General features: G+C 67.4%; 31 protein-coding genes. 25 read left to right on the top strand and 6 right to left on the bottom strand.

The window, feature by feature from the left end:
- The first annotated feature begins 24 nt into the window (after positions 1 to 24).
- The 25 genes from ACMUOO_RS03325 (at position 25) to cysE (ending at position 20503) form a co-directional block, all read left to right on the top strand.
- Positions 25 to 258, top strand: a complete 234-nt coding sequence (locus tag ACMUOO_RS03325; RefSeq protein ID WP_107662634.1) for an acyl carrier protein — start codon at positions 25 to 27, stop codon at positions 256 to 258.
- A 69-nt stretch (positions 259 to 327) separates the two neighbouring features.
- Positions 328 to 849 carry a GNAT family N-acetyltransferase gene (locus ACMUOO_RS03330; protein WP_301918727.1) on the top strand — a complete coding sequence of 174 codons (522 nt, stop codon included), beginning with the start codon at positions 328 to 330 and terminating at the stop codon, positions 847 to 849.
- Positions 850 to 1124: 275 nt separating this feature from the next.
- Complete coding sequence (locus tag ACMUOO_RS03335; protein WP_301918728.1) at positions 1125 to 1868, top strand: 1-(5-phosphoribosyl)-5-[(5-phosphoribosylamino)methylideneamino] imidazole-4-carboxamide isomerase; 744 nt, start codon at positions 1125 to 1127, stop codon at positions 1866 to 1868.
- Positions 1869 to 1973: 105 nt separating this feature from the next.
- Positions 1974 to 3236, top strand: coding sequence for a beta-ketoacyl-ACP synthase II (gene fabF / locus ACMUOO_RS03340; protein ID WP_413854868.1), 1263 nt, complete (start codon positions 1974 to 1976; stop codon positions 3234 to 3236).
- Positions 3236 to 4405, top strand: a complete 1170-nt coding sequence (gene mltG, locus ACMUOO_RS03345) for an endolytic transglycosylase MltG (protein WP_301918730.1) — start codon at positions 3236 to 3238, stop codon at positions 4403 to 4405. Before fabF ends, mltG begins: the two co-directional genes overlap by 1 nt.
- A gap of 204 nt (positions 4406 to 4609) precedes the next feature.
- Positions 4610 to 4903 carry a hypothetical protein gene (locus ACMUOO_RS03350; RefSeq protein ID WP_301918731.1) on the top strand — a complete coding sequence of 98 codons (294 nt, stop codon included), beginning with the start codon at positions 4610 to 4612 and terminating at the stop codon, positions 4901 to 4903.
- Positions 4854 to 6197, top strand: coding sequence for a DNA-packaging protein (locus ACMUOO_RS03355; protein ID WP_301918732.1), 1344 nt, complete (start codon positions 4854 to 4856; stop codon positions 6195 to 6197). Before ACMUOO_RS03350 ends, ACMUOO_RS03355 begins: the two co-directional genes overlap by 50 nt.
- A gap of 113 nt (positions 6198 to 6310) precedes the next feature.
- A complete protein-coding gene (locus tag ACMUOO_RS03360; protein ID WP_413854864.1) occupies positions 6311 to 7483 on the top strand; it encodes a phage portal protein in 1173 nt (390 codons plus the stop codon).
- 2 nt (positions 7484 to 7485) lie between these two features.
- A complete protein-coding gene (locus ACMUOO_RS03365) occupies positions 7486 to 7722 on the top strand; it encodes a GTA head formation protein, RCAP_rcc01685 family (protein WP_301918734.1) in 237 nt (78 codons plus the stop codon).
- 13 nt (positions 7723 to 7735) lie between these two features.
- Entirely contained in the window at positions 7736 to 8290 is a 555-nt protein-coding gene (locus ACMUOO_RS03370) for an HK97 family phage prohead protease (RefSeq protein WP_413854869.1), read from the top strand.
- A 37-nt stretch (positions 8291 to 8327) separates the two neighbouring features.
- Positions 8328 to 9524, top strand: coding sequence for a phage major capsid protein (locus ACMUOO_RS03375; protein ID WP_301918735.1), 1197 nt, complete (start codon positions 8328 to 8330; stop codon positions 9522 to 9524).
- Between the two features lie 159 nt (positions 9525 to 9683).
- Entirely contained in the window at positions 9684 to 10280 is a 597-nt protein-coding gene (locus ACMUOO_RS03380) for a head-tail connector protein (protein WP_301918736.1), read from the top strand.
- Positions 10277 to 10615, top strand: a complete 339-nt coding sequence (locus ACMUOO_RS03385; RefSeq protein ID WP_301918737.1) for a head-tail adaptor protein — start codon at positions 10277 to 10279, stop codon at positions 10613 to 10615. Before ACMUOO_RS03380 ends, ACMUOO_RS03385 begins: the two co-directional genes overlap by 4 nt.
- Positions 10612 to 11019, top strand: coding sequence for a DUF3168 domain-containing protein (locus tag ACMUOO_RS03390; RefSeq protein ID WP_301918738.1), 408 nt, complete (start codon positions 10612 to 10614; stop codon positions 11017 to 11019). The genes ACMUOO_RS03385 and ACMUOO_RS03390 overlap by 4 nt, the downstream gene beginning before the upstream one ends.
- A gap of 92 nt (positions 11020 to 11111) precedes the next feature.
- Positions 11112 to 11525 (top strand): phage major tail protein, TP901-1 family, encoded by a 414-nt coding sequence (locus ACMUOO_RS03395; RefSeq protein WP_301918739.1) that lies wholly within the window; start codon positions 11112 to 11114, stop codon positions 11523 to 11525.
- Positions 11525 to 11845 (top strand): gene transfer agent family protein, encoded by a 321-nt coding sequence (locus ACMUOO_RS03400; RefSeq protein WP_301918740.1) that lies wholly within the window; start codon positions 11525 to 11527, stop codon positions 11843 to 11845. Before ACMUOO_RS03395 ends, ACMUOO_RS03400 begins: the two co-directional genes overlap by 1 nt.
- A complete protein-coding gene (locus tag ACMUOO_RS03405; protein WP_301918741.1) occupies positions 11842 to 12081 on the top strand; it encodes a rcc01693 family protein in 240 nt (79 codons plus the stop codon). The genes ACMUOO_RS03400 and ACMUOO_RS03405 overlap by 4 nt, the downstream gene beginning before the upstream one ends.
- Positions 12050 to 12730 (top strand): phage tail tape measure protein, encoded by a 681-nt coding sequence (locus tag ACMUOO_RS03410; protein WP_413854865.1) that lies wholly within the window; start codon positions 12050 to 12052, stop codon positions 12728 to 12730. The genes ACMUOO_RS03405 and ACMUOO_RS03410 overlap by 32 nt, the downstream gene beginning before the upstream one ends.
- Positions 12731 to 12740: 10 nt before the next feature.
- On the top strand, positions 12741 to 13376 hold the full coding sequence (locus ACMUOO_RS03415) for a DUF2460 domain-containing protein (RefSeq protein WP_301918742.1): 636 nt from the start codon (positions 12741 to 12743) through the stop codon (positions 13374 to 13376).
- On the top strand, positions 13373 to 14263 hold the full coding sequence (locus ACMUOO_RS03420) for a DUF2163 domain-containing protein (protein WP_301918743.1): 891 nt from the start codon (positions 13373 to 13375) through the stop codon (positions 14261 to 14263). The genes ACMUOO_RS03415 and ACMUOO_RS03420 overlap by 4 nt, the downstream gene beginning before the upstream one ends.
- Positions 14260 to 14697, top strand: a complete 438-nt coding sequence (locus ACMUOO_RS03425) for an NlpC/P60 family protein (RefSeq protein ID WP_301918744.1) — start codon at positions 14260 to 14262, stop codon at positions 14695 to 14697. The genes ACMUOO_RS03420 and ACMUOO_RS03425 overlap by 4 nt, the downstream gene beginning before the upstream one ends.
- Positions 14698 to 14709: 12 nt before the next feature.
- Positions 14710 to 18609 carry a baseplate multidomain protein megatron gene (locus ACMUOO_RS03430; protein ID WP_301918745.1) on the top strand — a complete coding sequence of 1300 codons (3900 nt, stop codon included), beginning with the start codon at positions 14710 to 14712 and terminating at the stop codon, positions 18607 to 18609.
- Positions 18602 to 19312 carry a DUF2793 domain-containing protein gene (locus tag ACMUOO_RS03435; protein WP_301918746.1) on the top strand — a complete coding sequence of 237 codons (711 nt, stop codon included), beginning with the start codon at positions 18602 to 18604 and terminating at the stop codon, positions 19310 to 19312. The genes ACMUOO_RS03430 and ACMUOO_RS03435 overlap by 8 nt, the downstream gene beginning before the upstream one ends.
- Before the next feature lie 3 nt (positions 19313 to 19315).
- Positions 19316 to 19609, top strand: a complete 294-nt coding sequence (locus ACMUOO_RS03440; protein ID WP_301918747.1) for a hypothetical protein — start codon at positions 19316 to 19318, stop codon at positions 19607 to 19609.
- An 84-nt stretch (positions 19610 to 19693) separates the two neighbouring features.
- Positions 19694 to 20503, top strand: coding sequence for a serine O-acetyltransferase (gene cysE / locus ACMUOO_RS03445; RefSeq protein WP_301918748.1), 810 nt, complete (start codon positions 19694 to 19696; stop codon positions 20501 to 20503).
- A gap of 66 nt (positions 20504 to 20569) precedes the next feature.
- Here the strand turns inward: cysE and ACMUOO_RS03450 are convergent, their stop codons facing one another.
- The 6 genes from ACMUOO_RS03450 to ACMUOO_RS03475 all read right to left on the bottom strand — a co-directional run.
- A complete protein-coding gene (locus ACMUOO_RS03450; protein ID WP_301918749.1) occupies positions 20570 to 21877 on the bottom strand; it encodes a pyruvate dehydrogenase complex dihydrolipoamide acetyltransferase in 1308 nt (435 codons plus the stop codon).
- 12 nt (positions 21878 to 21889) lie between these two features.
- Positions 21890 to 23266 carry a pyruvate dehydrogenase complex E1 component subunit beta gene (locus ACMUOO_RS03455; protein ID WP_301918750.1) on the bottom strand — a complete coding sequence of 459 codons (1377 nt, stop codon included), beginning with the start codon at positions 23264 to 23266 and terminating at the stop codon, positions 21890 to 21892.
- Between the two features lie 15 nt (positions 23267 to 23281).
- On the bottom strand, positions 23282 to 24271 hold the full coding sequence (gene pdhA / locus ACMUOO_RS03460; protein WP_301918751.1) for a pyruvate dehydrogenase (acetyl-transferring) E1 component subunit alpha: 990 nt from the start codon (positions 24269 to 24271) through the stop codon (positions 23282 to 23284).
- Between the two features lie 202 nt (positions 24272 to 24473).
- Positions 24474 to 24728, bottom strand: a complete 255-nt coding sequence (locus ACMUOO_RS03465) for an FtsB family cell division protein (RefSeq protein ID WP_413854866.1) — start codon at positions 24726 to 24728, stop codon at positions 24474 to 24476.
- A gap of 163 nt (positions 24729 to 24891) precedes the next feature.
- Positions 24892 to 25785, bottom strand: coding sequence for a fructose bisphosphate aldolase (locus ACMUOO_RS03470; RefSeq protein ID WP_301918753.1), 894 nt, complete (start codon positions 25783 to 25785; stop codon positions 24892 to 24894).
- 154 nt (positions 25786 to 25939) lie between these two features.
- On the bottom strand, positions 25940 to 26430 hold a 491-nt coding region (locus ACMUOO_RS03475), incomplete at its 5' end, for an SDR family NAD(P)-dependent oxidoreductase (RefSeq protein ID WP_413854867.1).

A 26430-nucleotide genomic window follows, 5' to 3' on the forward strand; every position in this document is an offset into this window, starting at 1 on the left:
ATCCGCTGTTATTGAGGAAGTGACATGAGCGACATCGCCGATCGCGTGAAGAAAATCGTCGTCGAGCATCTGGGCGTCGAAGAGGACAAGGTGACCGAGAACGCCTCGTTCATCGACGATCTCGGCGCCGACAGCCTCGACACGGTCGAGCTCGTCATGGCCTTCGAGGAAGAGTTCGGCATCGAGATCCCCGATGACGCGGCCGAGACGATCCAGACCTTCGGCGACGCCGTGAAGTTCATCACCGAAGCCGCCTGATCGCGCATCGGAACGGTTCAGCGGACGGCGCCTTCGGGCGCCGTTTTTCGTTATGGGGAGGGCGCGGCGATGGTGCCGGTGATCGAAACGGAGCGGCTGATCCTGCGCGGGATGGCGCGTGGGGACTTCCCGGCGCTCGCGGCGATCTGGCAGGAGCCAGGGGTCGTGCGCTTCATCGGGGGCAAGCCGCGCCCCCTGGCCGAGAGCTGGGCGGTCTTCCTCAGGATTGCGGGAAGCTGGGCGATCGAAGGATTCGGCCAGTGGGGCATCTTTCGCAGGGCCGACAATGCCTTTCTCGGTCAGGCTGGGTTCTTCACAGCGATGCGCGGTCTCGGTCCCGATTTCGACGACGCGCCCGAGGCGGGCTGGGTGCTTACCTCATCCGTCCACGGGCAGGGCTTTGGGCGCGAGGCCGTGGGGGCCGCGCATCGCTGGTTCGACGCGCAGCCCTTCGGCGGGCGGAGCCGGGCGATGATCGAGGTCGGCCATGCCGCCTCGCTCGCCGTGGCGCATGGGCTCGGCTACCGGGAATTGCGGCAGGCGGAGGACATGGGCGACCCGGTGATCCTGCTGGCGCGCGACCTGCGCTGATGCCGAGGGCTCGTGCCCTTGCGTGGGCGAAGAAGGAGGCCCCGTGATCCCCGCTTCCGACCCTTCCGCGCAGGACGCCTTCGCGCATCATGCTTTCGCTCCGTTCGGCGCGGGCGCGGTTGCCGCCTTGGCCCGGATTCGGGCTTTGGCTGCGCCCGCTGTGGCGGTAGGATCGGGGAGCGGGGGCGCGCGCGAAGGGCATGGCATCCTGGACCGGCGGGAACGCCGGAGAGCGCCGGGACGGCCGTCGCGCGGCGCCGGAAAGGAGGCGCGCGATGATCCTTTATCCAACGATGGAACTGCTGAACGGCCACTGTGTGAGCCTGCCGCGGGGGCGAGTCGAGGAGCCGTCGATCTGGCATGTCGATCCGGTCGCCAAGGCGCAGGAATTCGCCCATGCCGGGGCCGAGTGGATGCATGTCACCGATTTCGACGCGATGCAGGGCAGCAACGTCAACCGCGAGTTGATCCTTGAGATCATTCGGGGAGCCGGGATTCCGGTGCAGCTTGGCGGCGGTTTCCGCTCGCGCGACCGGATCGAGGAATGGATCGACCTGGGTGCGGGGCGGATCGTGGTCAGCACTCTCGCCGCGCAGAACCCGTATCTGGTGAAGGAGCTGGCAACGCGTCACCCCGACCAGATCGTTCTGTCGATCGACGTCTGGAAGGGCCATGTGATGACGCACATGTGGAAAATGCAGTCCTCCCACACGCCGGAGGCCTTCATTGATGCATTCCGCGACACGCCCTTCGCCGCGATCATCGTCACCGACATCGGTTTTGACATCCGGGAATCGGATGCGTCGCTCGGGCTCGTCTCGGCCATCGCCGAGCGCACCAGGACTCCGGTGATCGCGAGCGGGATCGTGCGGACAATCGACGACATCGCACGGCTGAAACTTCTGGGCGAGGTGTCGGGCGCCATCGTCGGCCGGGCACTTTTCAACCGGACCATCGACCTCAGGGAGGCGCTGGCGGCGGCGCGGTCCGACACCGCGCATGTGGCCGCGTTCCTGTGACCAGAGGCCGGGAGGCGTGAGCCCGCCTTTGCGTCGGAACGGCCCTTGCCGGTCCGCGTCCGGCCCGTGTATCTAGGGCCGGACGCAGGAGGAATGGGGTACGCGATGCGGCGGGTTGTCATTACCGGGCTGGGCCTTGTCACGCCGCTGGCCTGCGGGGTGCAGGAGACCTGGACACGGCTGATCGCCGGCCAGTCCGGAGCGGGGCCGATCACCCGGTTCGACACGTCGAACGTGGTCACGACCTATGCCTGCGAGATCCCCTTCGGCGATGGCAGCGACGGCACCTTCAATCCAGACGCCTGGATGGAGCCGAAGGACCGCCGCAAGGTCGACGACTTCATTCTCTACGGCATGGCCGCGGCCGACCAGGCGGTGAGGGACGCCGGCTGGGAGGCTCCCTCGGAAGACGAGAGGCTGCGCACGGGCGTGATGATCGGGTCGGGGATCGGCGGGCTGACCTCGATCGCCGAGACGGCGGTGCTGATCAAGGAGCGCGGGCCGAAACGGGTTTCGCCCTTCTTCATCCCCGGCGCGCTCATCAACCTCATCTCGGGTCAGGTTTCGATCCGCTACGGGTTCAAGGGGCCGAACCATGCGGTCGTGACGGCCTGTTCGACCGGCGCCCATGCCATCGGCGACGCGGCGCGGCTGATCCAGTGGGGCGATGCCGACGTGATGGTCGCGGGCGGCGCGGAAAGCCCGATCTCGGAAATCGGGATCGCCGGGTTCAATGCCTGCAAGGCGCTTTCGACCAAGCGGGCGGACGATCCGACAAAGGCGAGCCGGCCCTATGACGCGGACCGCGACGGGTTCGTGATGGGCGAGGGGGCGGGCGTCGTGGTGCTGGAGGAATACGAACACGCGAAGGCACGGGGCGCGCGGATCTATGCCGAGGTGATCGGCTACGGGCTTTCCGGCGACGCCTATCACATCACCGCGCCGTCCGAGGATGGCGACGGCGCGTTCCGCTGCATGTCGGCGGCGCTGAAGCGGGCCGGGATCGAGGCGTCCGCCGTCGACTACATCAACGCCCATGGCACCTCGACCATGGCCGACACGATCGAGCTTGGCGCGGTGGAGCGGCTGATGGGCAACGCGGCCGCGAAAGCGACGATGTCGTCGACGAAATCGTCGATCGGGCACCTTCTGGGAGCCGCGGGGGCGGTGGAGGCGATCTTCTGCGTGCTGGCCATCCGCGATCAGGTGGCGCCGCCGACGATCAACCTCGACAACCCGGCGGTGCAGCCGAAGCTGGACCTGGCGCCGAACAGGGAGGTGAAGCGTGAAATCAACATCGCACTGTCGAACAGCTTCGGCTTCGGCGGGACCAACGCCTCGCTCGTCCTTCGCCGGATTCCGGACTGATGTGGCGCAACATCGCCTCCAATTTCCTGACCATCGCCATCCTCATCCTGGTGGCGGCGGCCGGTGCGGTGGCCTGGGGTCAGCGGCAGTATGCCGGTCCGGGGCCGCTTGCCGAAGCGATATGCTTCAAGGTGGAGCGGGGGGCCAACATGCGGACCGTCGCCGCCGATCTTGCGGCGCGCGGCGCGATCGGCTCCGCGTACATTTTCCGCGTGGGTGCGGACTATGAAGAGAAGGCCGGAGGCCTGAAGGCGGGGTCGTTCCTCATCCAGCCCAATGCCTCGATGCGTGAGATCGTGGACACGGTGACGCGGAGCGGGCAGTCCACCTGCGGCACGGAGGTGAACTACCGGATCGGCGTGGCCGCCGCGGACGTGATCGTTCGCGAGCTCGACCCCGCGGCGAATGCCTATGTCGAGGTGGTGAAGTTCGACCCCGCCGCCGGCGAGGCGCCCGCGGACTACCTGGCCCGCGCCGAGGACCCCGACGTGCGATTCCGCGTCACGCTCGCCGAGGGTGTCACCAGCTGGCAGGTCGTCGAGGCCCTGAAGCGGGCGGAGTTCCTGGCCGGCGAGCCGGGCGAGGTACCGGCCGAGGGCTATCTGGCCCCCGACAGCTACGAGGTGGCGCGGGGTGCCGATCGCAAGGCGCTTCTCGACGACATGCGGGCGCGGCAGGAGGCGGTGCTGGCCGAGCTCTGGCCCGAGCGGGCCGAGGGACTGCCCTACGCGACGCCGGATGAGGCGCTGATCATGGCCTCCATCGTCGAGAAGGAGACCGGGCTTCCGGAGGAGCGGCCGCGGGTGGCGAGCGTGTTCCTGAACCGCCTGCGGGATGGCATGAAGCTTCAGACCGACCCGACGGTGATCTACGGGATCACCAAGGGGCAAGGCGTGCTAGGGCGCGGTCTGAGGCAGAGCGAGCTGAGGGGACGGACGCCCTACAACACCTACGTGATCGACGGCCTGCCACCGACGCCCATTGCCAACCCCGGCCGCGAGAGCATTGCCGCCGCACTGAAGCCCGAGACGACCGACTACCTTTTCTTTGTCGCCGATGGCACGGGCGGTCATGTCTTTGCGACGACGCTGGCCGAGCACAACGACAACGTGGCGAAGTGGCGGGCGATCGAGGCCCAGCAGCAGGAACAGGGCACGAGCGGGAACTGATGCCGCGCGCGCCATTAACCTTCTGATTACACTTATTTTCTTGACTTTGCGCGCGGTCGGGGATATTCCTTCGGGCAAGCTAGAAGAAGTGGGAGAGCGGCGCGGGGAGGGCACCCCGGGGCCGCTTTTTCGTTTCTCTCGTGCGGGCGGCATGAGAGGCGGGCAAGAAACTGCATGATCGTTGAGACACCGGCCGGAGAGCCGTTGGCGAGGCCCCTCGTCACCGAGGCGATGGGGCTTCTGGATCAGATCGTCGTGGAGATCCACACGGCGATGGACAGGTTGCGGAAGGGCGATCCGGGCGACCTGAAGGACGGTGTGCGGGTGATCAGGGACCTCCGCGCGGCCCTTCAGATCGTGTTCGAGGAAAGGGCGAAAGTTGCGAAACTCAAGGAAGACGGTGGCAGAGGCGGCGGCGACCGGGCGCTCGATCTCGACGCCGCCCGCGTTGAGATCGGCCGCAGGCTGGCTCGCCTCCGCGACGCCGGAGACGGTTGACGCCTTCCTGGCCGGCCTCAGCGACGCGGCCTTGATGGCGCTCCCGTGGCTCTTCGAGTTCTGGGCGCTGCCGCATCAGCTGCCGCCCGAGGGCGCATGGAGGACATGGGTCGTCATGGGCGGTCGCGGGGCGGGCAAGACCCGCGCCGGGGCGGAGTGGGTGCGCGCCCAGGTCGAGGGCGCGCGTGCCGCCGACCCGGGCCGGGCGCGGCGCGTGGCGCTGGTGGGCGAGACGATCGACCAGGCGCGCGAGGTCATGGTCTTTGGCGAGAGCGGGATACTCGCCTGCTCGCCGCCCGACCGCAAGCCGGTCTGGGAGGCGACGCGCAAGCGGCTTGTCTGGCCGAACGGGGCGGTCGCGGAGCTTTACTCGGCCTTCGATCCTGACAGCCTCAGGGGGCCGCAGTTCGATGCGGCATGGGTCGACGAGCTTGCCAAGTGGAAGAAGGCGAAGGAGAGCTGGGACATGCTCCAGTTCGCGCTGAGGCTTGGCGAGCATCCGCAGCAGGTGGTGACGACGACGCCGCGCAACGTGGGCGTGCTGAAGGCGATCCTGAAGAACCCCTCGACGGTGCTGACGCAGGCGCCGACCGAGGCGAACCGCGCCTATCTGGCGGCCTCGTTCCTCGAGGAGGTACGGGCGCGCTATGCCGGCACCCGCACGGCGCGCGAGGAACTGGACGGCGTCCTGCTGGAAGATGCGGAGGGCGCGCTCTGGTCCACCGCGCGGCTTGACGCCGGACGCAAGGCGGCGCCGGAAGGGCTGAGCCGGATCGTCGTGGCGGTCGATCCGCCGGTCACCGGGCACGCGGGTTCGGACGAGTGCGGGATCGTCGTGGCCGGCGTCGTGGCCGAGGGGCCGCCGACGGACTGGCGGGCCTACGTCCTGGAGGATGCGAGCGTGCGGGCGGCCTCGCCGGCAGACTGGGCGCGGGCGGCGATTGCGGCGATGGACCGGCATGGCGCGGACAGGCTTGTGGCGGAGGTCAACCAGGGCGGCGATCTCGTCGAGACGGTCGTCCGGCAGATCGACCCGCTGGTGCCGTTCCGCGCGGCGCGCGCCGCACGTGGGAAGACCGCGCGGGCCGAACCGGTGGCCGCGCTCTACGACCAGGGGCGGGTGCATCACGTCAGGGGCTTCGACGCGCTCGAGGACCAGATGTGCCGGATGACGGTCGCGGGTTATGAGGGGCAGGGATCGCCCGACCGGGTGGACGCGCTCGTCTGGGCGCTGACGGACCTGATGGTGGAGCCGGCCGCGAAATGGCGGCGACCGCAGGTCAGGAGTCTGTGACGGAGGGCGGGGAGGCGTCTGCCACCCAACACCCCCCGAGAGTATTTGGACCACAATGAAAGCCGGCGCCGTCCGGGAGCTTGGCTTGCGGTGGCCCAGCGAGGAGGAATTCGATGGCATGGAACATCTTCCGGCGCGCCGAGGGCGCGGTGCCGGAGCAGAAGGCCTCGGCTACGGGCCGGGTGATCGCCTGGGGATCGTCGGGCCGGGTGATCTGGTCCCCGCGCGACACGGTCAGCCTGACCCGGACGGGGTTTTCCGGCAATCCGGTGGGGTTCCGGGCGGTGAAGCTTATCGCCGAGGCGGCGGCGGCGCTGCCGCTCGTCTGCCAGGACGGCGCACGGCGCTATGAGGCTCATCCGGTCATCGACCTGATGCGGCGGCCGAACGCGGGGCAGGGGCGGGCGGAGCTTTTCGAGGCGCTCTATGGCCAACTCCTTCTCAGCGGGAATGGCTATGTCGAGGCGGTGGGCGGTGCGGGTCTGCCGACCGAACTGCATGTGCTGAGATCCGACCGGATGAGTCTCGTGCCCGGCGCGGATGGCTGGCCTGTCGCCTACGACTACACCGTCGGGGGACGGAAGCACCGGTTCGACATGGCAGGGCCGGTCGATCCGGTCCTGCACATCAGGTCGTTCCATCCCCAGGACGACCACTACGGCCTGTCGCCCATGCAGGCGGCGGCGGTGGCGATCGATGTCCACAACGCGGCCTCGGCCTGGTCGAAGGCGCTTCTGGACAATGCCGCGCGGCCTTCGGGCGCGATCGTCTACAAGGGAGCGGACGGGCAGGGGCAGCTCAGCGGCGACCAATACGACCGGCTGGTGAACGAGATGGAGATGCACCATCAGGGCGCGCGCAACGCCGGACGGCCGATGCTTCTGGAAGGCGGGCTCGACTGGAAGCCGATGGGGTTCAGTCCCTCGGACATGGAGTTCCAGAAGACCAAGGAGGCGGCGGCGCGCGAGATCGCCACGGCGTTCGGTGTACCGCCAATGCTGATGGGCATTCCGGGCGAGGCGACCTATGCCAACTATCAGGAGGCGAACCGCGCCTTCTACCGGGTGACGGTGCTGCCGCTTGCCACGCGCGTCACGGCGGCGGTGAGTTACTGGCTTTCCACCCATCTCGGCGAGCAGGTGGAGCTCAGGCCCGACCTCGATCAGGTGCCGGCGCTGGCTGCCGAGCGCGACCAGCAGTGGAAGCGCGTGGGCGAGGCGTCGTTCCTGACCGATGCCGAGAAGCGCAGCATACTCGGCCTCCCGCCGCTCGCAGCCGGGGGTTGACGATGGCGGGGCCGGGATCACGCTACCTCAAGGAGCCTTTCCAATGCGCACACGAGCACCGCTTCGAGGCGACAGAGCGGATCATGGCCTTGCAGTTCGAGACGGTCGAGAAACGGCTGGAGCGGATCGAGGCGATGGTCGGCGGCGTGGAAAAGCGGCTCTGGATGACGGTCTTCGGGGTCGTCGGGGTGATCCTGAGCCAGGCGGTGCAGTCCCTGATCGAATTCGGGCCGAAGTAGGAATGGGCACATGATGACAAGCGAATACGGGCTGGAGAAGAAGTTCTGCCGGATCGGCGAGGCGGTCACGCTGACCGAGGGTTGCCGGATCGAGGGCTATGCCTCGCTCTTCGGGCTGACCGACCAGGGCGGCGACGTGGTGATGCCGGGCGCATACGGCAAGTCGCTGGCCCGGTTGAAGGCGGAGAGCCGCGCCGTCAGGATGCTCTGGCAGCATGACGCGACGCAGCCGATCGGGGTCTGGGACGAGATCGCCGAGGACGGCCGGGGGCTGCGCGTGAAGGGCCGCATCCTGACCGAGATCGAGAAGGGACGCGATGCGGCGGCCCTTGTCGCGGCGGGCGCGATCGACGGGCTGTCGATCGGTTACCGCACGGTGACGGCGGAAAAGGATGCGAAGGGGCAGCGGCTCCTTCGCGAAGTGGAGCTCTGGGAGGTGTCGCTGGTCACCTTCCCGATGCTCCCCGAGGCGCGGGTTTCCGCCAAGGGCGAGACGCTCGGGGCGGAGACGTTGCGCGACCTGGCGGCGCTGTTCGAGGAGGCACGCCGGACGCTGGCGGGGCGCTGAGGCCCGCCCGACCAACCCCTGATGTGAGGTGATGGGAATGAAGACGACCGAGACGAAGGCTCGGGCCGGGGAAGTCGTGTCCGGCGCTCCGGCCGAGGAGGTGAGGCATGCGCTCGCAGGGTTTCTGAGCGAGTTCAAGGGCTTTCAGGACGAGATGACATCGAAGCTGCAACAACAGGAAGAGCGACTGACCATGCTGGATCGCAAATCTTTCACCGCCGGTCGTCCGGCGCTGTCCACCGCCGTCGATCTCGACGTGCCGCACAAGAAGGCTTTCTCGGCCTATCTGCGGTCCGGCGATGACGACGGTCTGCGCGGGCTTGTCCTCGAAGGCAAGGCGCTGAACACGCAGGTGAACGCCGACGGCGGGTTCCTCGTCGATCCCGAGACATCGGATCGCATCCGCGGCGTGCTGAAGGCGACGTCGTCGCTGCGCTCGATCTCGAACGTGGTCAACGTCGAGGCGACCTCGTTCGACGTTCTGGTCGACCACACGGACCTCGGTTCAGGCTGGGCGACGGAGACGGCGGCGCTTGCCGAGACGGGGACGCCGCAGATCGATCGCATCTCGATCCCGCTGCACGAGCTTGCCGCGATGCCGAAGGCGAGCCAGCGCCTGCTGGACGACAGTGCCTTCGACGTGGAGGGCTGGCTGGCCGAACGCATCGCGGACCGCTTCGCCCGGGCCGAGGCGCAGGCCTTCGTGGCGGGTGATGGCGTGGACAAGCCGAAGGGCTTCCTGACCCACACCACCGTGGACAACGGCGTCTGGGCCTGGGGATCGCTCGGCTATGTGCCCACGGGCGCGGCGGGTGATTTCGCGGCCACGAATGCCTCGGATTCGATCATCGACCTCGTTTATGCGCTGAACGCGGAATACCGCGCCAATGCGACCTTCGTGATGAACTCGAAGACGGCGGGTGCCGTGCGCAAGATGAAGGACGCCGACGGCCGCTTCCTGTGGTCGGACGGGCTCGCCGCGGGCGAGCCTGCGCGGCTGATGGGCTATCAGGTGCTGATCGCGGAGGACATGCCGGACATCGGTGCCAACGCCTATGCCATCGCCTTCGGGGACTTCCGGTCGGGTTACACCGTGGCGGAGCGCCCCGACATGCGTGTGCTGCGCGATCCGTTCTCGGCCAAGCCGCATGTCCTCTTCTACGCCTCCAAGCGCGTGGGCGGCGACGTGAGCGATTTCGCCGCGATCAAGCTTCTGAAGTTCGCGATCTCGTAAGAGACGCGGATCGGCCGGGGCCTTCGGGTCCCGGTCGGACGGGCGCGGGTCGCCCTTTCTACTTCCCCCGTGTTGTCTAGCTGCTCCCTCCGTCCGAGCAACGCGGGGCCGACCCGCGCCCGAACCCCGAGGGGGAGGGCGTGACTTCCGGAGACGAACATGATGCTGAGCGAAGTGACGGGGGTGCCGCAGGCGGCGCTGCCGGTGGCAGATTTCAAGGACCATCTCAGGCTCGGCACGGGCTTTGCCGACGACTCCGTGCAGGACGCGCTTGCGGAAAGCTACCTGCGGGCCGCGGTGTCGGCGATCGAGGGGCGGGTCAGCAAGGCGCTGGTGGCGCGGGAGTTCCTTCTCGAACTCGATGCGTGGCGCTGGCCGGATGCACAGGCCCTGCCGCTGGCGCCGGTGAGCGCGCTGGTCTCGGTCACGCTCCGCGACCGAGACGGGCTGGCCGAACTGATCGACCCGGCGCGCTACCGTCTGGTGCGTGACGTGCAGCGGCCAAAACTCGTCGCGGCCGGCGCGCTGCTGCCGGGGATCCCGGTCGGCGGCTCTGTCGAGGTGGTCTTCACGGCGGGCTTCGGCCCGGTCTGGGCTGACGTGCCGGCCGATCTGGCGCAGGCGGTCTTCCTTCTAGCCGCGCAGTACCACGAGTTCCGCCATGAGGCGGGCGCGGGACAGGCGATGCCCTTCGGGGTAATGGCGCTGATCGAGCGGTGGCGAACGGTGCGCGTGCTTGGCGGAGGTTCGGCATGAGCGCGCCGAGGCTGAGCCGGAAGCTGGTGCTGGAAGAGGCGCAGCGGGTCCCGGACGGTGCGGGCGGCCATGGGTTGACCTGGGTGGCACTGGGCACGCTCTGGGGACTGGTCGAGGCTGGGGCAGGACACGAGCGGGCGGGCGAGTTCGTCACGCTGTCGAGCGTGGGCTACCGGATCACGGTGCGCGCCGCGCCGCAGGGCGCCGCGTCGCGGCCTAAACCCGAGCAGCGGTTTCGCGAGGGGGCGCGCATCTTCCGCATCACCGCCGTCACGGAGGAGGACGCGGAAGGGCATTACCTGACCTGCTTTGCGCAGGAGGAGGTCCTGGCATGAGCTACGGAGCGGCGGCCGCCCTGCAGGCGGCGATCTATCAGCGCCTGACTGCGGACAGCGCGCTCGATGCGCTGGTGAATGGCGCGATCTACGATTCCGTGCCGCCGGGGATCGTGCCGGGGACCTATGTCTCGATCGGGCCGGAGGACGTGCAGGACGCTTCCGACCAGGTGGGTCGGGGGGCACTGCATGAATTCGTCGTCTCGGTCGTGACGGATCAGGCGGGGTTCCAGAACGCCAAGGCGGCCGCGGCGGCCGTCTCCGACGCGCTGACGGGTGCGACGCTGGTTCTCGCGCGAGGGCGACTCGTCGGTCTCTGGTTTCTCAAGGCGCGGGCGCGGCGGGTCGAGAAGGCCGACATGCGACGGATCGATCTGACGTTCCGGGCGCGAATAGAGGACTGAGCGGCAACTCGGCCGCGCCCGCAAGAATGGTGCAATCTCGGGTGCCGTCGTTCGTTTGGCGACCCTGAACACAGACAAATCGGAGTACGGACATGGCTGCGCAGAATGGCAAGGACCTTCTGATCAAGCTCGACCTGACGGGGGGCGGGCTTTTCACCACGATCGCGGGACTCAGAGCCACGCGGATCAGTTTCAACGCCGAGACAGTGGATGTCACCAGCCTGGAGAGCCAGGGCGGATGGCGTGAGTTGCTCGGCGGTGCAGGCGTACGGTCCGCGAATGTCTCGGGGTCGGGCGTCTTCGTGGACAGCGCCACCGACGACCGCGCGCGCCAGATCTTCTTTGCCGGCACGGTGGAGACCTTCCAGGTGATCATTCCGGATTTCGGCATCGTCGAGGGACCGTTCCAGATCACTGCGATCGAGTATGCGGGCAGCTACAACGGCGAGGCAACCTACGAGCTTTCGCTCGCCTCGGCCGGCGCGCTGATCTTCACGGCGATCTGATGGTCAATCCCTGGGCCGGCGAGGTCGGGCTGAGGCTCGACGGCAAGCGCCACGTCGTCAAGCTGACGCTCGGCTCGCTGGCGGAACTGGAGGCAGGGCTCGGTACGGGCACGCTGATAGAACTGGTGGAGCGGTTCGAGGCGGGGCGGTTTTCGGCCCGCGACGTGCTGATGCTGATCGTCGCCGGCCTCAGGGGCGGCGGCTGGGAGGGGACGGCCGATGACCTGCTGCGGGTCGAGATCGGCGGCGGCCCGGTAGAGGCGGCACGGGTCGCCGCCGAGCTTCTGGCGCGGGCGTTCACGGTGCCCGAGGGCGGATGAGCGGGCTCGACTGGCCGGGGCTGATGCGCGCGGGTCTTGGCAGGTTAGGCCTTACCCCGAAGGAATTCTGGGCACTCACTCCGGCGGAGCTGATGCTGATGCTCGGCGATCCGCAAGCCGTTCCCCCGCTGAACCGGGCGCGGCTGGACGCACTTGCCCGCGCCTGGCCCGACCGGGTGCCCGAGGAAAGGAAGGACGACGAAGATGCCGGTGACGGACGGACTGGACGGAATTGACGGGATCGAGGGGCTGGCGACGCAGGCTGCCGCGCTGGAGACGAGCCTGGCCGGGGCGCAGGCGATGACGACGGCCTTCGACGCCGAACTGGGGCGGATGCGGGAGAGCATGATCTTCACCGGACGCGAGGTGGGGACGCTTTCGAAGAGCATCGGCGGCGGCTTGCGGCGGGCATTCGACGGACTTGTCTTCGACGGGATGAAGCTGTCGGACGCGCTGCGCCAGGTGGCGAAGTCGATGGCCGACAGCGTCTATGGCGTCGCGATGAAGCCGGTGCAGGACGCCTTGGGCGGCGCGGTTGCAAACGGGCTGAACGGGCTTCTGAGCGGGTTGTTCCCGTTCGAGAAAGGGGGCGGCTTCGCCCAGGGCAGAGTGATGCCGTTCGCGCGGGGCGGTGTCGTGTCTTCGCCGACGACATTCCCGATGCGGAGCGGACGCGGCCTCATGGGCGAGGCGGGACCCGAGGCGATCATGCCGCTGACCCGTGGCGCGGACGGGCGGCTTGGCGTCCAGGCGCAGGGCGGCGGGCGGCCGGTCAACATCGTCATGAACGTCACGACGCCGGATGTGCAGGGCTTTGCCCGCAGCCAGAGCCAGATCGCCGCGCAGATGGCGCGGGCGCTCGCCCGTGGCGACAGGAACCGGTGAGGAGAGCGACATGGCATTTCACGACGTACGGTTCCCCGCGAACCTGAGTTTCGGGTCGGTCGGTGGTCCGGAACGGCGCACGGAGGTCGTCGCGCTGACGAACGGGTTTGAGGAGCGCAACACGCCCTGGGCCGAGGCGCGCCGCCGCTACGACGCGGGGCTGGGGTTGCGCTCGCTCGACGATATTGCCGATCTCATCGCGTTCTTCGAGGCGCGGCAGGGTCAGCTCTTCGGGTTCCGCTGGAAGGATTGGTCGGACTACAAGTCCTGTAAACCGTCCGAAAGCGTCGGCTACGAGGACCAGGTCATCGCGACCGGCGATGGGGTGACCGTGGCGCACCAGCTCGTCAAGACCTACGCATCGGGCGGCGCGGCGCAGCGACGGATCATCAGAAAGCCGGTTTCGGGCACGGTGCGCATCGGGCTTCAGGGGGACGAGCTGCAGGAAGGCGTACACTATCAGGTGGACGCGGCAACCGGCAGCGTCACCTTCGCGACCGCGCCGGCCGTCGGCGAGCGGATCACCGCCGGCTTCGAGTTCGATGTGCCCGTGCGCTTCGATACCGATCGCATCCAGGTCTCCGTAGCGTCGTTCCAGGCTGGCGACGTGCCGCAGGTGCCGGTGGTGGAGGTGCGGCTCGGATGACCTACCCGCAAGCTCTGAAGGACCATCTGGCGACGGGCGTCACCACGCTTGCGCGCTGCTTTGCGGTGACGCGCAGGGATGGCGTGGTCATCGGGTTCACCGACCACGACCGCGACCTTTCGTTTGACGGGATACTCTTTCGCGCCGACTCGGGTCTCACAGCGAAGGCGATCCAGCAGTCCACCGGGCTGTCGGTCGACAACAGCGAGGCCTTCGGGGCGCTCAAGTCCGAGGCCATCACCGAGGGGGATATCCTTGCCGGGCGATACGACGGCGCCGAGGTGCGGTCATGGCTGGTGAACTGGGCCGACGTGTCGGTCCGCGTGCTGCAGTTTCGTGGCACGCTGGGCGAGGTCGTGCGGAGGGGAGGCAGCTTCAATGCCGAGTTGCGCGGGCTTTCCGAAGGTCTGAACCATGCGGAGGGGCTCGTCTACCACGCACGCTGTTCGGCCATTCTCGGCGACGGGCGCTGCCGGTTCGACCTGCGCCAGCCTGGCTATTCGGAGGAGCGTGTCGTGCAAGAGGTCACGGGGGCACGCGTCTTCCGATTCTCCGAGTTCGGGGGCTATGACGACCGGTGGTTCGAGAAGGGTCGCTTCGCCGTGCTGAGCGGCACGGCGGCGGGCATTGTGGGAGCGGTGAAGAACGACCGGCTGAGGGCCGGCGACATCCGTGAGGTGGAGCTTTGGCAGGCTCTGGGAGCGGCGCCCGCGCCCGGTGACTTGGTGCGGATCGAGGCCGGTTGCGACAAACGGCCGGATACTTGCCGCCTGAAGTTCGCCAACTACGACAATTTCCGTGGCTTTCCGGATATTCCGGGCGAGGACTGGCTGATGTCCTACCCCGTCGGGGCGGCCCTGAACGACGGCGGGAGCCGGCGCGGATGACCGACCGGGCGAGGCGTGCGGTGGTGATCGCGCGGGGGTGGGTCGGGACACCCTATCGGCACCAGGCGTCGACGAAGGGTGCAGGCACGGATTGCCTGGGACTTCTGCGAGGCGTCTGGCGCGAGCTTTACGGCGCGGAGCCGGAGCCGGTGCCCGCCTATACCGCGGACTGGTCCGAGCCCGACGGGGCCGAGCGGCTCTGGCAGGCGGCGCGGCGGCATCTGCGCCCCTGCGATCCCCAGGCTCCGCTTCGTGCCGGCGAGGTGTTGCTGTTCCGCATGCGCGGCGGGTCGGTCGCGAAACATCTGGGCATCGCCGCCGAATGCGGCCGCCGGCCCACGTTCATCCATGCCTATTCCGGGCACGAAGTGGTGGAAAGTGCGCTGTCCGCCCCTTGGGCGCGGCGGGTCGTGGCGCGCTTCGCATTTCCCTGAAGGAGAGCCTTGATGGCCACCATATTGCTGTCCGCGGCCGGCGCCTCCATCGGTGCGGGCTTCGGCGGATCGATCCTCGGTCTTTCCGGTGCCGTCATCGGCCGCGCCGTCGGCGCGACTTTCGGCCGGATCATCGACCAACGTCTGATGGGTCCGGGTTCGCAGCCGGTGGAGACCGGGCGGATCGACCGTTTCCGCCTGACGGGAGCTTCGGAGGGCGCCCCGGTCGGTCAGATCTGGGGCCGGATGCGCGTGTCCGGGCAGGTCATCTGGGCTTCGCGGTTCCTTGAGACCGCGACGACTTCGGGCGGAGGCGGGAAAGGGACGCCGCCGACGCCGAAGGTCACCGAGTATTCCTATTCGGTCAGCCTTGCCGTCGCGCTCTGCGAGGGCGAGATCACGCGCGTCGGCCGAATCTGGGCCGACGGCGTCGAGATCGGCAGCGATGACGTGACACTGCGCGTCTACACCGGTTCCGAAGATCAGCTGCCCGATCCGAAGATGGAGGCAATCGAAGGCGCGGGCGAGGTGCCCGCGTATCGCGGCATCGCCTATGTGGTCTTCGAGGACCTCGATCTTGGCGCGTTCGGCAACCGTGTACCGCAGTTCTCGTTCGAGGTGCAGCGCCCGGCGCAGGGGCGGCAGATCGACTCCGTACCCGACCTGGTGCGCGGGATAAGCGGTGTCGCGCTGATCCCCGGGACGGGTGAGTACACGCTGGCCACGACGCCGGTCCACTTTTCGGCCGGGCTCGGGGAAAACGTTTCGGCGAACATCCACTCCCCCGCGGGCAAGACCGATTTTGCGGTGTCGCTGGAGAGCCTTGGCGAGGAACTGCCCGGCTGCGGCTCGGTTTCGCTCGTCGTGTCGTGGTTCGGCGACGATCTGCGGTGCGGAGCGTGCAACCTGAAGCCAAAGGTCGAGGACAACGCCACGGACGGCGTTGGCATGCCCTGGCGGGCAGGCGGCATCGCCCGGGCGGCGGCCGATGAGGTGATCCGGGATGCCGGGCGGCCGGTCTATGGCGGAACGCCTGCCGACCAGTCCGTCGTCGAGGCGATCTCGGCGCTGAGAACGGCAGGGAAGCATGTCGTCTTCTATCCGTTCATCCTGATGGAGCAGAAGGCCGGCAACGGACTGGCCGACCCGTGGACGGGCAACCCATACCAGCCGGTGCTGCCCTGGCGCGGGCGGATCACGTTGTCCGTGGCACCGGGGCGGCCGGGAACGCCGGACAGGACGAGCGCCGCGACTGCCGAGGTGGCGGCCTTCTTCGGCACGGCGCAGGCGTCGGATTTCGCGGTCAGCGGCACGACCGTCAGCTACACCGGACCGGCCGAATGGTCCTACCGGCGTTTCGTCCTGCACTATGCCCATCTCTGCGCGGCCGCAGGCGGAGTCGATGCCTTCTGCGTCGGGTCGGAAATGCGCGGGCTGACGCAGATCAGGACTACCGGGGACAGCTTTCCGGCTGTGGCGGCGTTGCGGGCGCTCGCGGCCGAGGTGCGCGCTATCCTTGGGCCTGCAACGAAGATCGGCTATGCGGCGGACTGGTCGGAGTATTTCGGCTATCAGACGCCAGAGGGTGACCTGCGCTATCATCTGGACCCGCTCTGGGCCGATCCGGAGATCGACTTCGTCGGGATCGACAACTACATGCCCCTAAGCGACTGGCGCGACGGGCAGGACCATGCCGACGCGCACTGGGGGTCCGTCTACAACATCGACTATCTGAAGGCGAATATCGAGGGCGGTGAGGGCTACGACTGGTTCTACGCGAGCCCGGCCGAACGCGATGCACAGCGCCGCACGCCGATCACCGATGGCACTTATGATGAAGCCTGGGTCTGGCGGGTGAAAGACATAAGATCGTGGTGGGAGAATGTGCACCACGACCGGATCGGCGGCGTCAAGGGAGCGCCGAGCTCCTGGGTGCCGCAGTCGAAGCCGATCTGGTTCACCGAGTTCGGTTGTGCGGCAATCGACAAGGGCACGAACGAGCCGAACAAGTTCCTCGACCCGAAATCATCGGAATCGCTGCTGCCCAGTTACTCCAACGGGCGGCGTGACGACCTGATCCAGATGCAGTACCTGCGCGCGATGATCGACTTCTGGCGCGATCCTGCCAGGAACCCGGTGTCGGAGGAATACGGCGGGTCGATGGTCGACATGGACCGCGCACACGTCTGGGCCTGGGACGCGCGCCCCTTCCCGCAGTTTCCTGCCAATACCGCCACTTGGGCGGACGGGGATAACTATGCGCGTGGGCACTGGATTACGGGGCGCGTCTCTGCGCAGCCGTTGTCGAGCGTGGTGGCCGAAATCTGTGGCCGGTCGGATGTCGCCGATATCGACGTCAGCGGGCTTTACGGGCTTGTGCGCGGATACTCTGTGGCCGACATCGGTACCGGCCGTGCGGCCTTGCAGCCGCTGATGCTCGGATACGGGTTCGAGGCGGTGGAGCGCGACGGCAAACTGCGGTTCCGGATGCGCGACGGGGTCTCCGTCGCCGAGATCGGATCCGATGCGCTCGCCGTCAGCGAAGGGACAGATGGCTGGGTGGAGACGTCCCGGGCGACCGAGGCGGAAATGGCCGGCAGGGTTCGGCTCAGCTACGTCGAGGCCGAGGGGGACTACGAGGCACGTGCAGTCGAGGCGATCTTTCCTGACGAGGAGACGCGAGGCGTCGCCCAGTCCGAGCTTTCGCTGGCGCTGACGCGGTCGGAGGGGCAGCGGATCGTCGAGCGCTGGCTGGCGGAGGCGCGCGTGTCACGTGACGGTGCAAGGTTCGCACTGGCTCCTTCGCTTGGCCATCTCGGCGCGGGCGATGTGGTGACGCTTGAGGGGGGTCTATACCGGATCGACCGGGTCGAGCAGGCGGGGGCCCTGGGGATAGAGGCCGTCCGGGTCGAACCTGCCGTCTATGAGCCGTCGGACGAGGCCGAGGAGCGGGTCACGCCGAGGACCTTTGTCGCCCCGGCACCCGTCCTTCCACTGTTTATGGACCTGCCACTTATGAGCGGGAACGAGGTGCCGCACCAACCGCATCTGGCGGTGTCGGCCAGTCCCTGGCCCGGATCCGTGGCCGTCTATTCCTCTGACACGGACGCGGGATATGCGCTCAAGAGGATTTTGGCGACGCGATCCGTCATCGGGCGGACGCAGACGGCGCTTTCGTCGGCTGCGCCTGGCATCTGGGACCGCGGACCTGCGTTGCGGGTGAAGGTGTCCGGCGCGCTGGACTCGGTGGACCCGGATCGGCTTCTGAACGGCCAGAACCTGATGGCCATCGGCGATGGAAGCCCTGCCAACTGGGAGCTCTTCCAGTTTGCGGACGCGGTGCTGGTCGCGCCCGGCAGCTATGACCTGACATTGCGGCTTCGCGGGCAGGCCGGGACCGATGCCGCGATGCCGCCCGTCTGGCCGGTCGGGAGCCACGTCGTCCTGATGAACGGTGCCCCGAAACAGATCGAGATTGGCGCTTCCGAGCGCGACCTCGCGCGTCACTACAGGATCGGTCCGTCACGGCGAAGCTACGACGACCCGTCCTATGTCCATCTGGTCGAGGCTTTCGCGGGGGTCGGGCTGCGGCCACTGGCGCCGGTGCATGTGTCTGCCCGGCGAACGGCTGGCGGCGATCTGGCCATGTCGTGGATTCGCAGGACGCGCGTCGATGGCGACAGCTGGTCCGGGGTCGACGTGCCGGTGGGCGAGACGACGGAAGCCTATCTGCTCAGGGTGGTTCAGGGAGCGTCGGTTCTCCGTGAAGTCACGCTCGGCCAGCCCGGATGGACGTATCCGGGCGGTATGCAGGCCGCGGACGGCGCCGCACCGCCCTTCGAAATCCATGTGGCCCAGTTGTCAGACAGCTTCGGGCCGGGCCTTTTCAGGAGGATCGTGATCGATGTCTAACACCAATCAACTCGGCCTGCCGCTGCTGCAGCCGGCGCAGGCGCAGAAGCATGTCACGGTGAATGAGGCCCTGGCTCGGCTTGACGGTCTCGTGAATCTGACGATGCTCACCCGTTCGCTGGCCACGCCGCCGACGGTTGTCATTGACGGGGCCGTCTACGGCGTGCCGGCCGGCGCCGTGAACGAGTGGGGTGGTCAGGACGGCAGGATCGCCATCGGCACGAATGGCGGCTGGGACTTCGCTGTCCCGAGACGCGGTTGGCGTGTTATGATCCTTGACGAGGGCGTTGAAGCGATCTTCGACGGCAGCGCCTGGCGTGGCGGGATGCTGACACTTTCGCCTGCCAATGCTGGGCTTTCCGCCCATGTGGTGGAACTCGAGCATGTGGTGACGGCCGGCGCGGTTTCGACCACGGCCGTGATGATCCCTGCGAACTCGGTCGTGATAGGGGCCACGGCGCGCGTGACGTCTGCGATCACCGGGACGCTCGCCAGTTGGTCTTTGGGAAATCCCGGCGCTCCGGGGCGCTTTGGCATGGGATTGGGGACCGCGGCGGGTTCCTTCGTCCGCGGAGTTCTCGGTCAGCCCACGGCGTTCTACGTACCCGAGGCGCTGCAGCTCGATGCCGTGGGCGGGACCTTCGCGGGAGGCGCGGTCCGGATTGCGGTCCATTGCCTTCAGATCGCGCTTCCGGATCTTTGAGGCGTGCGGGCGATTACCCATGGCGATGTTTCGGCAGCAGCGCGTGCCGTCTGGAGTCTGCCTACAGTGGTGCAGCCTGCCGCCGTACGCGCGATGCTAGAAAAGGCGCATGCGGCCGACCGCTTCCGAAAAAACTGCGGCAGGGCGCATCCGCTTTGGGGCAACGGCAGCCTCATGGCGGCAGCGCTGACCGAGTGCGGCCGGGCGGGCGAGCCGCGGCTGTCCGATTCGGGATATCTCGAGGCCATGTGCACGGTCATCGAGACGATCCTCGATTGGCGCCAACGGGCACGGTGAATTGAGGAGACTGGCGGTACTTCCCGTTTTCGTGCCACGCCCTATCTGGTATGGATGCACCACGAAGCACGGAGGGTCTGGATCATGGCAGAACGGCATCCAAAGGTCGCCACCGTCGATCCCGTCTGGTCGCATATCTGCGAAGAGGCGAAGGCCGCAGTTCGGGACGAGCCGCTCCTCGGCGGGTTCATCCACTCTGGCATCCTGCACCACGCGACGCTCGAGCGTGCGCTTTCCTACAGGTTCTCGCTGAAGCTCGCTTCGGGCGAGATGAGCGAGCAGATACTTCGCGAGATTGCGGACGAGGCCTATGCGACCGATCCCACGCTTGGCCAGGCAGCAAGGGCCGATATCGTCGCCGTCTATGACCGCGACCCTGCATGCCACCGGTTCATGCAACCGATGATGTTCTTCAAGGGCTTCCAGGCGGTGCAGGCCTTTCGCATCGGTCACTGGCTCTGGACACGGGGCCGGCGCGATCTGGCCTACTTCGTCCAGATGCGGGTGAGCGAGGTCTTCGGCGTGGACATCCATCCCAATGCCCGGATCGGCAAGGGGATCATGATCGACCATGCCCATTCGATCGTTATCGGCGAGACGGCGGTCGTCGGGGACAACGTCTCCATGCTGCATTCGGTGACCCTCGGCGGCACCGGCAAGGAGGACGGGGACCGTCATCCGAAGATCGGCAACGGAGTGCTGATCGGCGCTGGGGCGAAGATCCTCGGCAACATCCATATCGGCGAGCGGTCCCGGATCGCCGCGGGTTCGGTGGTGCTGCATGACGTGCCATCGTGCAAGACCGTGGCCGGTGTGCCCGCGAAGATCGTGGGTGAGGCCGGTTGCGAGCAGCCGGCGCTGACGATGGACCAGTTGATCGACGACGGTGTCTGACGTTGTTCTTGTAGACGTAGAAGGGGCCGGGCCAAGGCCCAGCCCCATTCGTTTTTCCACCTCCGGTCAGGCAAGCATCGCGACCGGATTTTCCAGATACCCGATGATCGCCTTCAGAAGCTCGGCCCCGAGCGCCCCGTCGATCACCCGGTGATCGACCGAGAGCGTCATCGACATCACTGTGGCAACGCCGATCGTGCCGTCTGCTTTCACGACCGGCTTTTTCACGCCCGCGCCGACGGCGAGGATCGCCCCGTGCGGCGGGTTGATGACGGCGTCGAAGTTGTCGATGCCGAACATGCCGAGGTTCGAGATCGCGAAGCTGCCGCCCTGGTACTCCTGTGGCGCGAGCTTGCGGGTCCGAGCCCGCTGGGCAAGGTCCTTCATCTCGGCCGAGAGCGTCGACAGCGTCTTCTTGTCGGCATCTTTCAGGACCGGCGTGAAGAGGCCACCCTCGATCGCGACTGCGACCGCGACGTCGGAGGCCTTCATCCGGAAGATGCGATCGCCGGCCCATACGGCATTGGCATCCGGCACGTCCTGCAGGGCCACGGCACAGGCCTTGATAATGAAGTCGTTGACCGAGAGCTTTACCCCGCGCGATTCCAGGCCCGCGTTCAACTCCCCGCGGAACTTCATCAAGGCGTCAAGCTGGACCTCGCGGCGCAAATAGAAATGCGGGATTGTCTGCTTGGCCTCGGTCAACCGCGCCGCAATGGTCTTGCGCATCCCATCGAGGGTAATCTCCTCGTAGGCCCGGCCTTCGTAGAGCTTGGCGACCATGCCCGCCGACGGACCCGCGGCCACGGGAGCCGGAGCAGGCGCTGCTGCGGCCGGGGTTGCCGGCGCCGCCGCCGTTGCCGCCGTGCCGGCTGCCTCGACATCCGCCTTCACGATCCGGCCGTGCGGTCCGGAACCCGTCAGCGCCGCGATGTCGATTCCCTTTTCCTTTGCGAGCCTCCTGGCGAGTGGTGAGGCGATGACACGCGCGCCGCCAGATACCGATGGCGCCTGGGCGGTCACGCTGGCGGCAGGAGCAGGGGCGGCAGGCGCTGAGCCTGCCGGGGCCGAGGCTGCCTGCGCCGGAGCAGCAGCGGCCGCAGGTTTCGCCGGCGCAGCGCCAGCACTCTCGCCCTCCTCCACCAGCACCGCGATGGGCGTGTTGACCTTCACGCCCGCGGTCCCCTCGGCGATGAGGATGCGGCCGACGACACCTTCATCGACCGCCTCGAACTCCATGGTCGCCTTGTCGGTCTCGATCTCGGCCAGGATGTCGCCGGACTTGACCGCGTCACCTTCCTTGACCAGCCACTTGGCCAGCGTGCCCTCTTCCATCGTGGGCGAAAGTGCGGGCATCAGGATTTCGGTTGCCATGTCTCTTCCCCCTCAGCGATAGGTGACTTTTTTTGCCGCAGCGACCACCTCGTCGGAGGTCACGAGCGCCAGCTTTTCAAGATTCGCGGCATAGGGCATCGGCACATCCTTGCCGGTGCAGTTGATGACAGGCGCGTCGAGCCAGTCGAACGCCTCCTGCATCAGCACCGCCGAGATGTGGTTGCCGATCGAGCAGACCGGCCAGCCTTCCTCGACCGTCACGCAGCGGTTGGTCTTCATGACCGACCGGATCACCGTCCCGGTGTCCAGCGGGCGCAGCGTCCTGAGGTCGATGACCTCGGCGCTGATGCCCTCGGCAGCGAGTTTGTCGGCAGCTTCAAGCGTATGGCTCATCCCGATCCCGAAGGAGACGAGCGTCACATCGGTGCCCTCGCGCCAGACCTTGGCCTTGCCGAACGGGATGGTGAAGCCCTCCATGTCCGGCACGTCGAAGCTGCGGCCATAGAGAATCTCGTTCTCGAGGAAGATCACCGGATTCGGGTCGCGGATCGCGGTCTTCAGGAGACCCTTCGCGTCGGCGGCCGAATAGGGCATCACCACCTTCAGGCCGGGCACCATCGCGTACCAGGCGGCGTAGTCCTGGCTGTGCTGGGCGGCGACGCGGGCCGCCGCGCCGTTCGGGCCGCGGAAGACGATCGGGCAGCCCATCTGGCCGCCGGACATGTAAAGTGTCTTGGCCGCCGAGTTGATGATCTGGTCGATCGCCTGCATGGCGAAGTTGAAGGTCATGAATTCGACAATAGGCCTCAGCCCGCCAAAGGCCGAGCCGACGGCTATGCCCGCAAAGCCGTGCTCGGTGATCGGCGTGTCGATCACGCGCTTCGGCCCGAACTGGTCCAGCAGGCCCTGGCTGATCTTGTAGGCGCCCTGGTACTCGCCCACCTCCTCGCCCATCAGATAGACGTCCTCGTCGCGCGCCATCTCCTCGGCCATGGCCTCGCGCAGGGCCTCGCGCACGGTCATGGTCTTCATCGGCGTGCCGGCCGGCCAATCGGGTGAGGCATCCACGGCCGGCGCCGCGGGGGCGGAGATCGCGGTCGCGGCAACGGCGGCAGGTTCGGCTGCAACCCCGGCGGGGGCTGCGGCCGGGGCAGCCTTCGGCGCCGGCGTCGCGCCAGCACTTTCGCCTTCTTCGACCAGCACGGCGATCGGCGTGTTGACTTTCACGCCCTCGGTCCCCTCGGCCACGAGGATGCGGCCTACGGTGCCCTCATCGACGGCCTCGAATTCCATCGTGGCCTTGTCGGTTTCGATCTCTGCGAGGATCTGGCCGGAGGTGACCTTGTCACCCTCCTTCACGAGCCATTTCGCGAGCTTTCCTTCCTCCATCGTGGGGGAAAGGGCGGGCATCAGGATTTCGGTTGCCATGGTTCTTCCTCCCCCTCAGGCGTAGATATCGGTCCAGAGTTCCGACACGTCGGGCTCCGGGCTCTCGCGCGAGAATTCTGCCGCCTCGTTGACGATGGCCTTGATGTCGCGGTCGATGGCCTTCAGGTCGTCGTCGGTTGCGTGCTTGCCCTGAAGGATCAGTTCGCGCACATGCTCGATCGCATCCCTCTCCTCGCGGATCTTCTGGACCTCCTCGCGGGTGCGGTACTTGGCCGGGTCCGACATTGAGTGGCCGCGGTAGCGATAGGTCTTCACCTCGAGGATATAGGGCCCGTCGCCCGCACGGCAGTGCGCCACCGCCTTTTCGCCGGCGGCCTTCACGGCCAGCACGTCCATCCCGTCCACCACCTCGCCAGGAATGCCGAAGGCTTCGCCGCGGGTGTAGAGGTCGGGCGTGGAGGTGGAGCGGCGTTGCGCCGTGCCCATCGCATACTGGTTGTTCTCGATCACGAAGATCACCGGCAGCTTCCAGAGCGCGGCCATGTTGAAGGTCTCGTAGATCTGGCCCTGGTTCGCCGCACCGTCTCCGAAATAGGCAAAGCTGACGCGGCCGTTACCCTTGTACTTGTCGGCGAAGGCGAGCCCGGCGCCCAGCGGCACCTGCGCGCCGACGATGCCGTGGCCGCCGTAGAAGTGCTTCTCCTTCGAGAACATGTGCATCGAGCCGCCCTTGCCCTTCGAAAGGCCCCCGGCGCGACCCGTGAGTTCGGCCATGACGCCCTTGGGGTCCATCCCGCAGGCGAGCATGTGGCCATGGTCGCGGTAGGAGGTGATGCGCTTGTCGCCTTCCTCTGCCGCAGCTTCGAGGCCCACCACGACGGCTTCCTGCCCGATGTAGAGATGGCAGAAACCGCCGATGAGGCCCATGCCGTAGAGTTGGCCCGCCTTCTCTTCGAATCGGCGTATGAGCAGCATGTCGCGATAGTAGGCGAGCAGCTCGTCCTTCGAAGTATTTGATTTCGCGGCGGTCTTGCGCGCTGCCATTCCTGCACCCTCCCATTGGCAAGAGATAGTTCAACGTTAAACTACTTATACCCGCATTGCGCCCGGGTTGCGAGACGTATTTGACCTCACGGAAGGCCCTCGATCCGCTCCGCCATCATGCGCGGGCTTGGTCCAAAGGTCATGCTCATTCTGTGAAATTTCGCGGCTACGGACGCTCCGCAATCGCCCGAAGCGGACGCGGTCAGTGCACCACGATTTCGTCCGAACGGACGAGGCCCAGGACGTTGCGGGCTCGTTCGTCGAGAAGGTCGAGGTCGAGATAGGTGTCCGACAGCCGGCGCGTGAGGTTCTCCATCCGCGCGACCTCGGCTGTCAGCCTCGCATGCTCGGCCTGCAACGCCTCCTTCTCCGCGGTGGCCTGCACCCGGCGGAAGACGCCGAAGTTTCCCTGCACCGCGGCGAAGGTGAAATAGAAGCCGACGCTCAGCGCCGCCATGCTGGCAAGCACTGCTCCTATTGCCGGCCGATTCCGGGGTCCGCCCATCTTCGCTGTCCCGCGCCTCGTCGCACCGCCTCTGTCGGGCGGGTTTCCGCGGACGATGCCACAGCCGAACCGCGAAGGGAATCCCCTTCGCGTGAAAATTCGCGCCGTGCGTCCGTCAGCCCGCGACCGAGGCGTCGTAGATCGACTGGATCGCGGCATCGAGCGCGGCATGGAACTCGGCGTCCGTCTGCTGCGCCGAAAGCCCCTCGGTCAGGGCGCGCGAGAAGCTCGCGATGACGCCGGCATTCCTTGCCAGGATCGCGTTTGCCTCGGCCCGGGTGTAGCCGCCCGACAGCGCCACCACCCGCATCACCTTCGGATGATCGACGAGGGGTTTGTAGAGATTGGCCACCGACGGCAGCGTCAGCTTCAGCATGACCTCGCCACCGGCGGGCAGCGCATCGAGGTTCTTCAGGATTTCGGCAAGAAGGATCGCCTCCGCCTCCGCCTTGTCGGGGATGGAGATCGTGACCTCCGGCTCGATGATCGGCACGAGGCCATGGGCCATCACCTGCCGGGCCACGTCGAACTGTTGGGCGACGTTTGCGGCGATGCCCTTGGGGTTGGCGGCGTCGATGACCGACCGCTCCTTGGTGCCGAAGATGCCTTTCGCCACCGCGCGTTTCAGCAGATCGTCGAGCCCCGGCATCGGCTTCATCAGCCGCACGCCATCCTTCTCCTCCTCCAGCCCCTTGTCGATCTTCAGGAAGGGCACGACGCCCTTGTCCTCCCAGAGGAACCGGGCCGCGGGCTTGCCGCCGATTTCGGCGTCCATGGTCTTCTCGAAGAGGATCGCGCCGATCACGCGATTGCCGTCGAAGGCCGGCGAGGTGGCGATCCGCGCCCGCATCTGGTGGATGAGCGCATACATCTCCGCGTCGGTCTTCCAGGCATCGGCGCCGATCCCGTAAAGCTTCAGCGCCTTCGGGGTGGAACCTCCGCTCTGGTCCAGCGCCGCGATGAAGCCCTTGCCCCCGCGCATCTGATCCGCCTGCTCTTGCCGTGCCATGATGACCTCCGCTGATATCGCCGCATCCGGGCCCCGCGCCCCTTGCCCCGCTTCTAGGCGACCGGCCTGCGCCATGCAAACGTGGTGGCGCTAACGTGCGGTTGGTGGCCGTCGCGCCGGAAACAATCCGGCCCGGACAGCGACCCGGGCGGCCCTATTTCAGGAAGATCGCCGCGATCCTCGGAACGACAGCGCGTGGCACGAAGCGCGGCCCGACGGAGAAGAGCCAGTTGTGCGGCCCCGTCACCTTCACGCGCCGTCCCGCCTTCATCGCCCGCCAGCCCGCGCGCGCGACCGGGGCCGCCCCGGCGGGCTTCAGCGCCGTGAAGAGCGTGATCCCCTCCATGCCGGCAGACCTGGCGAAATTGGTGGCGGTCGCGCCGGGGCAGAGCGTGGTGACGGTGACGGGCGTCCCGCGCAGTTCCTCGGCGACGGCCTCGCCGAGCGAGAGCACATAGGCCTTGGTGGCGTGATAGACGGCCATGTTCGGCCCCGGCATGAACCCCGCGGTTGACCCGACGTTGAGGATCCGCCCGCCGCCCTGTTGCAGCATGTGCGCGACCGCCCGCTTGGTCAGGATGGTCAGTGCCGCGACGTTGACCATGACGGAGGACATCTCGCGGTCGAAGTCGCGCCCGGCGAAGG

The sequence above is a fragment of the Albidovulum sp. genome, assembly GCF_041919395.1.
Classification (GTDB): Bacteria; Pseudomonadota; Alphaproteobacteria; order Rhodobacterales; family Rhodobacteraceae; genus Albidovulum.

Excerpts from the sequence above, each read along its gene's own strand:
- ACMUOO_RS03385 (WP_301918737.1), top strand. The coding sequence starts at position 10,277 with ATGAGCGCGCCGAGGCTGAGCCGGAAGCTGGTGCTGGAAGAGGCGCAG.
- ACMUOO_RS03375 (WP_301918735.1), top strand. The coding sequence starts at position 8,328 with ATGAAGACGACCGAGACGAAGGCTCGGGCCGGGGAAGTCGTGTCCGGC.
- cysE (WP_301918748.1), top strand. The coding sequence starts at position 19,694 with ATGGCAGAACGGCATCCAAAGGTCGCCACCGTCGATCCCGTCTGGTCG.
- ACMUOO_RS03455 (WP_301918750.1), bottom strand. The coding sequence starts at position 23,266 with ATGGCAACCGAAATCCTGATGCCCGCCCTTTCCCCCACGATGGAGGAA.
- ACMUOO_RS03470 (WP_301918753.1), bottom strand. The coding sequence starts at position 25,785 with ATGGCACGGCAAGAGCAGGCGGATCAGATGCGCGGGGGCAAGGGCTTC.
- ACMUOO_RS03450 (WP_301918749.1), bottom strand. The coding sequence starts at position 21,877 with ATGGCAACCGAAATCCTGATGCCCGCACTTTCGCCCACGATGGAAGAG.
- ACMUOO_RS03370 (WP_413854869.1), top strand. The coding sequence starts at position 7,736 with ATGACAAGCGAATACGGGCTGGAGAAGAAGTTCTGCCGGATCGGCGAG.
- fabF (WP_413854868.1), top strand. The coding sequence starts at position 1,974 with ATGCGGCGGGTTGTCATTACCGGGCTGGGCCTTGTCACGCCGCTGGCC.
- ACMUOO_RS03365 (WP_301918734.1), top strand. The coding sequence starts at position 7,486 with ATGGCGGGGCCGGGATCACGCTACCTCAAGGAGCCTTTCCAATGCGCA.
- ACMUOO_RS03405 (WP_301918741.1), top strand. The coding sequence starts at position 11,842 with ATGAGCGGGCTCGACTGGCCGGGGCTGATGCGCGCGGGTCTTGGCAGG.
- ACMUOO_RS03360 (WP_413854864.1), top strand. The coding sequence starts at position 6,311 with ATGGCATGGAACATCTTCCGGCGCGCCGAGGGCGCGGTGCCGGAGCAG.
- ACMUOO_RS03465 (WP_413854866.1), bottom strand. The coding sequence starts at position 24,728 with ATGGCGGCGCTGAGCGTCGGCTTCTATTTCACCTTCGCCGCGGTGCAG.
- ACMUOO_RS03420 (WP_301918743.1), top strand. The coding sequence starts at position 13,373 with ATGACCTACCCGCAAGCTCTGAAGGACCATCTGGCGACGGGCGTCACC.
- ACMUOO_RS03415 (WP_301918742.1), top strand. The coding sequence starts at position 12,741 with ATGGCATTTCACGACGTACGGTTCCCCGCGAACCTGAGTTTCGGGTCG.
- ACMUOO_RS03380 (WP_301918736.1), top strand. The coding sequence starts at position 9,684 with ATGATGCTGAGCGAAGTGACGGGGGTGCCGCAGGCGGCGCTGCCGGTG.
- ACMUOO_RS03410 (WP_413854865.1), top strand. The coding sequence starts at position 12,050 with ATGCCGGTGACGGACGGACTGGACGGAATTGACGGGATCGAGGGGCTG.
- ACMUOO_RS03390 (WP_301918738.1), top strand. The coding sequence starts at position 10,612 with ATGAGCTACGGAGCGGCGGCCGCCCTGCAGGCGGCGATCTATCAGCGC.
- ACMUOO_RS03435 (WP_301918746.1), top strand. The coding sequence starts at position 18,602 with ATGTCTAACACCAATCAACTCGGCCTGCCGCTGCTGCAGCCGGCGCAG.
- mltG (WP_301918730.1), top strand. The coding sequence starts at position 3,236 with ATGTGGCGCAACATCGCCTCCAATTTCCTGACCATCGCCATCCTCATC.
- ACMUOO_RS03425 (WP_301918744.1), top strand. The coding sequence starts at position 14,260 with ATGACCGACCGGGCGAGGCGTGCGGTGGTGATCGCGCGGGGGTGGGTC.
- pdhA (WP_301918751.1), bottom strand. The coding sequence starts at position 24,271 with ATGGCAGCGCGCAAGACCGCCGCGAAATCAAATACTTCGAAGGACGAG.
- ACMUOO_RS03335 (WP_301918728.1), top strand. The coding sequence starts at position 1,125 with ATGATCCTTTATCCAACGATGGAACTGCTGAACGGCCACTGTGTGAGC.
- ACMUOO_RS03430 (WP_301918745.1), top strand. The coding sequence starts at position 14,710 with ATGGCCACCATATTGCTGTCCGCGGCCGGCGCCTCCATCGGTGCGGGC.
- ACMUOO_RS03395 (WP_301918739.1), top strand. The coding sequence starts at position 11,112 with ATGGCTGCGCAGAATGGCAAGGACCTTCTGATCAAGCTCGACCTGACG.
- ACMUOO_RS03400 (WP_301918740.1), top strand. The coding sequence starts at position 11,525 with ATGGTCAATCCCTGGGCCGGCGAGGTCGGGCTGAGGCTCGACGGCAAG.
- ACMUOO_RS03330 (WP_301918727.1), top strand. The coding sequence starts at position 328 with ATGGTGCCGGTGATCGAAACGGAGCGGCTGATCCTGCGCGGGATGGCG.
- ACMUOO_RS03325 (WP_107662634.1), top strand. The coding sequence starts at position 25 with ATGAGCGACATCGCCGATCGCGTGAAGAAAATCGTCGTCGAGCATCTG.